At 57.6% G+C, this 5,629-nt stretch carries 8 protein-coding genes and 1 rRNA gene; 1 reads left to right on the plus strand and 8 read right to left on the minus strand.

The window, feature by feature from the left end; genetic code table 11:
* The 3 genes from VD811_14755 to VD811_14765 all read right to left on the minus strand — a co-directional run.
* A partial coding sequence (locus VD811_14755) for a hypothetical protein (protein ID HXV22243.1) occupies positions 1-245 on the minus strand: 245 nt, incomplete at its 3' end.
* A gap of 377 nt (positions 246-622) precedes the next feature.
* Positions 623-1,396 carry a DNA-binding response regulator gene (locus VD811_14760; protein ID HXV22244.1) on the minus strand — a complete coding sequence of 258 codons (774 nt, stop codon included), beginning with the start codon at positions 1,394-1,396 and terminating at the stop codon, positions 623-625.
* Positions 1,397-1,516: 120 nt separating this feature from the next.
* Positions 1,517-1,684 carry a nucleoside-triphosphatase gene (locus tag VD811_14765; GenBank protein ID HXV22245.1) on the minus strand — a complete coding sequence of 56 codons (168 nt, stop codon included), beginning with the start codon at positions 1,682-1,684 and terminating at the stop codon, positions 1,517-1,519.
* Positions 1,685-1,869: 185 nt separating this feature from the next.
* On the opposite strand from VD811_14765, the gene VD811_14770 reads away from it, so the two are divergent.
* Positions 1,870-2,520 carry a phosphoribosyltransferase gene (locus VD811_14770; GenBank protein ID HXV22246.1) on the plus strand — a complete coding sequence of 217 codons (651 nt, stop codon included), beginning with the start codon at positions 1,870-1,872 and terminating at the stop codon, positions 2,518-2,520.
* A gap of 39 nt (positions 2,521-2,559) precedes the next feature.
* On the opposite strand, the gene VD811_14775 is transcribed toward VD811_14770, so the two are convergent.
* The 5 genes from VD811_14775 to VD811_14795 all read right to left on the minus strand — a co-directional run.
* Positions 2,560-2,820 (minus strand): hypothetical protein, encoded by a 261-nt coding sequence (locus VD811_14775; GenBank protein HXV22247.1) that lies wholly within the window; start codon positions 2,818-2,820, stop codon positions 2,560-2,562.
* 343 nt (positions 2,821-3,163) lie between these two features.
* Positions 3,164-3,508, minus strand: a complete 345-nt coding sequence (locus VD811_14780; protein HXV22248.1) for a BrnA antitoxin family protein — start codon at positions 3,506-3,508, stop codon at positions 3,164-3,166.
* A gap of 144 nt (positions 3,509-3,652) precedes the next feature.
* Positions 3,653-3,967: a hypothetical protein gene (locus tag VD811_14785; protein HXV22249.1), complete on the minus strand. Its 315-nt coding sequence runs from the start codon at positions 3,965-3,967 to the stop codon at positions 3,653-3,655.
* A gap of 203 nt (positions 3,968-4,170) precedes the next feature.
* Entirely contained in the window at positions 4,171-5,022 is an 852-nt protein-coding gene (locus tag VD811_14790) for a Bro-N domain-containing protein (protein HXV22250.1), read from the minus strand.
* A 478-nt stretch (positions 5,023-5,500) separates the two neighbouring features.
* Positions 5,501-5,629, minus strand: a 16S ribosomal RNA gene (locus VD811_14795); the annotation flags it as partial.

Raw genomic sequence — 5,629 nt, forward strand, 5'->3', positions numbered from 1 at the left:
GTCTTGTTGTATCCGGCCGGCAGGATGTTCTGCTCGAACTGGACCACTTCTATTTCATAATTGTTTGCCGTGCCGGTGGTGGGCATCGGTGGTGGGATCTGCAGCGGCGTCACGAACTTCGGGACGGTGGTCACGTCGAGCGTGCCGCCGGGCAGCGGCTCCGCCAGGCCGCTGCCGACCCCGATCAGCAGCACCGACGCTGCCGCCAGGAAACCGGCTTGCCAGGGGAAAAGCTTCTGTTTCATTGGGTTCCTCCTTGAATTCTACGAACGGGTTTGCGGATGAGGAGGTCCGGCTCTCCGGAATCTCCCGCCTCTCTTTTTACGATCGATTCTTTGGCTTACCGGTCCCCCACCCCCCTTCCTTGCGGCATTCCGTGAAAACAACCCATTTTTTCCTGCTCACCGGGAACTGCTCTGGATAAATAAAACGTTGAATGTTCTTATATCGCTCAAAAGAATTTTTTCTCCCTCAGAATTGCTTTTCTTTCACTAGAAATTATCAATAAATAAGATTGATTTCCAATTTCATCGGACAGAATGGCATCCTCTCCGGAGGGAAAGGTGGACGCATTTCTACAGTCTCAGAATTGGTGCGATATCCAGGGCAGAATGGCGGAACGCTAGGTCGTGCGGGGCTTTTGGCGAGAGAAACGGTAATAAGAGGGGGTGGTGCCTTCGAAGACCCTGAACCACCGGGACATGTTGTTCAGGCTGCCGAAGCCTGATTTTGCGGCCACGGCGGAGATGTTGAGATCGTCTCTTTGCAGCAGCCGCTTCGCCTTCTGCACCCGCTGATAGCAGACGAAGCGCATCGGGCTCATTCCAAGCAACTCCCGGAAGGTCCGGCAGAAATGATGGGGACTGAGTCCCGCCTCCCGGGCCATGGTATCCAGGCAGAGGCTCTCCTGGAGATGCTCTTCCATGTGGACGAGGACGCGGAGGATGTTCGGCGGGAGATAGGGCTCTGCGGCGGCCTTTCGGGCCGGGCCGGCGAGGTCTTCATCCAGAGGGACGCAAACACGCCTTTCCCCGCCTCTCCTGCGCAAGCCCAGGAGATTGTCGACATGGGCCTTGAGCCTGACCACGTCGAAGGGACGCCGGAGATAGTCGCGGGCACCGAGGCGGAAGGCGCTGACGGCCAGCTCTTCCGAGCCCGTTTCGGCCAGGAAAAGTACCGGGACGGCGGGGATGGAGGACTTGATCTGATGCAACAGTTCCAGGGCGGAGGCGGGATCGGAACCGGCGTCGAGAAGTACCAGGTCCCATTGCTCTTTCTGCAGCATGGTGATGGCCTTGCCGGCGACGGTCAGCTGCACCTTCCCGCCCAGAGGCAGGTGGCGGTAAACATCGTGCAAGTCGCTTTCGGCGACGACCAGCAGAAAGGCCTGTTGCATGTTTCGATCCCCGGTTCCTGCCAATGAAAGGACCTTCAGTCGGCGTTCATTGGATAACTTTATACCCATGATAACAAGGAATTCAATGGGGGGATTTCCCCTATTTGCAGGGGGAAATCCCTACCTGTCCCCGAAGCGACGGGTCAGACCCTGGCGGACGGCGGGCAGGATGGCCTCCCGCACCCCCGGCCGCAGATCGATGAGGCTCTCGGCCAGCCGGCGGATCAGGGTGGTCTTGCCGCAGCCGGGCTGGCCGGTGATAAACAGGTGGCAGGGATTCAAGGTCATGCGTTTTCCTTCTCCCATTTCTCCGTGTTGGGACGGATTCCAAAGCAGACCCTACGGAGTTTTGGCGCAGGGTGAAAGGTTTCCCTGAAGCCATTTTATCAGACCGGAAAGGCGCCGCCCGGTCCGGCAGAGTACGTATTTTCTGCTATCTTGAAATGAAATCGGGCACAAAGGAGGGAATTATCATGGCCATCGTCTTTCAGAACCGGCAGGAAGCCGGCCAACAACTGGCTGCCAGCCTCCAGGACTACCGGGGCAGGGAGAATCTGCTGGTGCTGGCTCTGCCCCGGGGCGGGGTGACGGTCGGTTTCGAGATCGCCCGGGAGCTGGGCTGCCCGCTCGACGTCCTGATCGTCCGCAAGATCGGCACGCCCGGCAACCCCGAACTGGCCGCCGGCGCCGTCTCGGAGACCGGCACGATAGTGCTCAACGAGGACGTCATCGCGATGCAGCGCATCTCGCAGGAGTATCTCGACGGAGAAACCGAAAGGCAGCGGCAGGAGATCGTCCGGCGCCTCGCCGTCTACCGGGACGGCCAGGCGATCGGTTCGCTGGCGGCGAAGACGGTCCTGCTGGTGGACGACGGCGTCGCCACCGGTGCCACCATGAAGGCGGCGGTGGCGACCCTGAAACGGGAGGGATTGGCGAAGCTGGTGGTGGCGGTGCCGGTGGCGCCCCCCAGCACGGCGCGGGAGATTGCACCGACGGTGGACGAATGGATCTGCCTCGATACGCCGGCCTGGTTCGCCGCGGTGGGACAGTTCTACCGGGACTTCACCCAGGTGAGCGACGAGGAGGTGGTGGCGCTGCTGAAAAGAGCAAGAGGCGCATCGTAGGGGCGAAGCATGCCTCGCCTCGAATGCGAATTGACAGATCTAGTAAAGGATTAGGCTAAGCCGAAAAGTACTGACGGAAAGTCTGTTTTCTGTAGTGAATTTAGCCCGTTCGCCATCCATAAAAAGCTGGGGGCTGGCAATCACGGCTGTTAAAACCTGGGCCAAATCTCCATTCACGATCTCGACACCGATAGTCTTTCGTCCACGCATCCAGGAGGCCGAATAATTTTCTTGCAAAACGGCCTTGACTCCGTGCTGCGAGCAAGCTTCAACGATCGCTTCCGCTAATTTGATTTCCATATTTCCACTCCTTTCATGGCAATTCCAACCAGACCTGAAACCGGCTAAGCCCTTGTTTTTTTGGATTGGGTTACAAAAAAAGCCCCACAACTCTGGGAGGGCAGAGCCATGGGGCGAAATTCTTTTCCGGAGGTTTTGAAGAAGGCTGTTTGAAGTCCGCCTGCCACGGCAGACCTTTGATTTATCTCCGGGTTGCCTGCCACAACAACCCTTCGATGGTTTTCAATATATCGGGTTCGTCAGGAAAAATGCACGTGAGGATTCGTAAGAAATGAGTCCCGATTTCACGAAACGCAACTGTGCAAAAGCACAGTTCGTTCTCAAACCCCAGTCACCCGAATCTTCAAGACGAACGCTTTTTCTCACGATGTTTCTTCCCGGCGCCGGAAGAGCCAAGATAGGTTTCGAGGCTTTCGTGGACCGCCTCGCGCACCACGTCCGAGAGTTTCAGACCATGAGCGAACTGCTTCAAGGCCTCGTTCATCAGGGTCTGATAGTTGCCGCCGCACATCTCGGCCCGAGCTTTGAAGATCGCCAGAACGTCATTGTCCACGCGCATGGTGATGCGGATTTTCCCGCCGGCTTCGGCCTGCAGCTTGGCCAGAGGCGGAGTTTCGGCCACCGGCTTGGCGTCGGCGAAATCGTCGTCCTTGAATTTGTCGTGCATCGGATCAGAACTATTTTTCATAACTGAATCCCGGACAATTTTCATGGCTTCATTGTATGCACAATGGTATGCACTGTCAAACGTTGCCGAAGAGGATGGCGTGTTGGCCGTATGCGGCTGTCAAAATTACCAAATTACCCTTATTATTACCCTCTCTTGAAGATATTACCCTTTCTTGGCCCATTGGGCACCGGGACCGCGGCCCAGACATTCCAGGCGGCCGGCCTGCTGTCCAGCGCGCAGGAGGCGGCGCAGCATATCCCGGCTCACTGCCGGGCAATGGCTCTTCAGCTCGGCCAAGGAGAAGGGGCGGTTGAGGGCCGCCAGGGCCTGCTCGGTTTTGGCGCCGCGCGGCGCCTTTACTTCCCCCACGCGCTCGATGAATTCCCGGTAAGCCCCCTTCAGAACGAACAGCAGATAGTTGATGTACGGCCAGGGGTCGTGTCTCCCCTCGTGCCAGCCCTGCGAGATGGTTTCCAACGTCTCGTGAAGGGCGGGATTTCGGCCCCGAAAATCGACCTGCAAGCCTCCTCTGCAACCTTTTTCGGATATAAATCGCCAATATTTCAATGACTTGACTTGGTCCTACCCCACAAGTAGGCTCCGGAGGGAAGGAAACTCATAAACTCATGGGCATCCCGCTCGTCCATCTTTCCATCGTGCGCATCAGGCGGGCGTTGCGCTCACGCATCGCCTTTTTCTTTGATTTGCTTCCTCTTTACCGCCTCCGGTATCTCCTTGAAGTTCTCCCGCGTGGAGACGCGGCGCCCGGATTTCAGCTCCAGGTCGCGTCGAGCATTGCCGGCTACGGTCCCTCCTTCAACGGCGGCGCCAAAGTTTTCCTCATACCCCAAGGCGTCGCGGTTGCGGGCGATCTCGGTGGTGGATGCTTCCCCCAGCATGGTGAAGATCAGTTCCAAGTCGGTCATGTGGTCGCGCAGATTGTCCCGTTGCTTGTCCAGCGCCTTTAATTCCTTGTATTCGGAGGGTGTCATGCCGAAGGTGGCACGGCTGATCTCGGCGGTCAGGATGGAGAATTCCCGGCTCTCCTTCACTCCACGCTGCTTCCACTCGTTGGTCAGTTCGTCGCGGATGGCGATGCCGCGCACCCGTTTTTCGATCCAAGCATCGCTGTAGCCTTTGGCCTTGTACAGCTCGCGCATGCGCCGCGCTGCCAGCTCGGGGTTTTCGATCTCCTCCAGCCGCTCATAGCCGACCCGCGCCAGCCAGAGCTTGAACGGCTCAGCCTTGGGGGATGGAATGGACTGGATGATGCGCAACAGTCCTTCGGCATGGGAACAGTCTGTCATACGCAGCTTCCCGTCCGGGGCTGCAAGTTTGAACTGTCGACAAATTGTCGACAGTTCGATGCCGCTGATCTTTTCCCGCTGTTTTATCCGGTACCAGTAATCCCTGGGATTGGGACTGTCGGTCAATGCCGCGACCACATCAACAACAGAAAAATACCACCGTTGTTCCCTCTCATCCCATATTGAGCGTATCTGCTTTGATTCGAAAAGCTTTACGTTACCCATGATTATCCCCTCCTGCCTGTCAGCCCTGCCCCTCGAAAATGGCCACCGCGTCCGGCTCACACTGCCGCCGCTAAACCTCCACCACAAGTTGTCGAAATCCCTTTTGCGCCATGCCGCCTCGTCCCCCCATCGGCGCACTTGTCCAAATGTCAAAATATGTAGGCGGGGACGTAGTGAAGTGGCGGCACAATAGGGGTCGATTGCCAGTAAACCATCGAAAACCTAGCACAATATTGAGCTTATGGCCGAGGAAAGATGCATGGCAGGTCCCCCGTAGGAAATGCCTCTTTTTACCACGGCCGACAGGGGGTGTCACGGGGAAATCAGTGGAAAACCCGTTGATGTCCTGCAGGGCACAGCACGCAAAAAACCCGGCCCCTTTCGAGGTCGGGTCTCTATGTCAACAACCAAACAGCAGCGCCGCTCGCCTGCGGACCATCCGCCGCCTTCCCGCCGAATGGCGGACAAGGCTCCTTAGAAAGGAGGTGATCCAGCCGCAGGTTCCCCTACGGCTACCTTGTTACGACTTCACCCCAGTTACCGACCATACCATAAGCGGCTGCCTCCTTGCGGTTAGCCCACCGATTTCAGGTACAATCGACTCCCG

It is taken from the genome of Desulfuromonadales bacterium, from assembly GCA_035620395.1.
GTDB lineage: Bacteria > Desulfobacterota > Desulfuromonadia > Desulfuromonadales > DASPGW01 > DASPGW01.